This is a genomic window from Collinsella sp. LCP19S3_A6 (assembly GCF_052122015.1).
GTDB lineage: Bacteria > Actinomycetota > Coriobacteriia > Coriobacteriales > Coriobacteriaceae > Collinsella.
Genome location: NZ_JBQKDD010000035.1, coordinates 1 through 458, shown reverse-complemented (window position 1 = coordinate 458; position 458 = coordinate 1). Strand labels below are relative to the sequence as shown.

The window sequence follows — 458 nt, the reverse complement described above, 5'->3', positions numbered from 1 at the left end:
GTAAGGGCTACCGCACGGGCCGATACTCAAAGCCCATTGTGGCATCCCGAGCCCGCGAAAAGAAGCTGCGCCGCGGGGGAGGCGACCCAAATGGCTTTCTCATATCGTCTTACATCTAATTGCCCGCTGATACCGCGCCTGTCCTGTACGCTGATAGCGCAACGCTCCAATCGTCAAGACTTTGTTTTCCGCAAGCCATTTTTGGATTTCGCACATACGCACGCCGCTAACAAACATAGCGAAAACCTGTTTGACAATCGGCGCGGTTTCCGGGTCGGGTATAAGGTGGTGGCGGTTGTTCGGGTCTGGGATATAGCCGTATGGATATTCCCCGTTGACGCGCTCGCCTTTTAATATGAGAAAGCCATTGTCAATAGGCGTGTTTGTTCGAGCCCGGTTTTAAACCGGGCTTTTTCGTTTCCCGTCGGGAGGGCCCGCGCACGCTGCACGTTTAGTCG

The 458-nt window shown here is 54.8% G+C and carries 1 protein-coding gene; it reads left to right on the top strand.

Annotation, left to right across the window (positions count from 1 at the left end):
• On the top strand, positions 1–354 hold a 354-nt coding region (locus ACTQVX_RS08860; RefSeq protein WP_441560941.1), incomplete at its 5' end, for a hypothetical protein.
• Positions 355–458: the final 104 nt, after the last annotated feature.